1 protein-coding gene is annotated in these 460 nt (G+C 69.1%); it reads right to left on the reverse strand.

The annotated features are described in order from the left end of the window. The coding region (locus LPA54_RS38160) for an aldo/keto reductase (RefSeq protein WP_228984974.1) at positions 1–291 on the reverse strand (291 nt) is incomplete at its 3' end. Positions 292–460 lie beyond the last annotated feature (169 nt).

Below are 460 nucleotides of genomic sequence, written 5' to 3' on the forward strand. Positions count from 1 at the left end.
GGTGGAGATCATCATCTCGTCCCGGTACGGGGCCAGGTCCTGCCTCATCAGCCGGCCGAAGTTGATCTCGGCGGAGCCGTAGGGCGGGCCGTAGTTGTTGGCCAGGTCGTGGTGGGTGATGCCCAGGTCGAAGGCGCGCAGCGCGATGGCCCGCTGGCTCTCGAAGGACCGGTCGTCGCCGAAGTTGTGCCAGTAGCCGAGCGACAGCAGGGGCAGGTCGAGACCCGAGCGCCCGGTGCGCCGGTAGCGCATGGTGCCGTCGTAGCGGTCGGGGGCGGCGAGGTGGTTCATCGGTGCGGTCTCCGGTGGTGCGAGCGGCGTGTCCCGTGGGACGGTGTCGATCCTGGGCCCACAGTGCCCCCGAGTGATCCGGAAGTCCAACCGGTACGTCGCATGGGATTGAGCAGCGGGACTTCTGAATCGCCGGGTCCGGTGATTGACCGGCCGGGCGGCGGGAAGC

The sequence above is a fragment of the Streptomyces sp. DH12 genome, from assembly GCF_020873895.1.
Classification (GTDB): Bacteria; Actinomycetota; Actinomycetes; order Streptomycetales; family Streptomycetaceae; genus Streptomyces.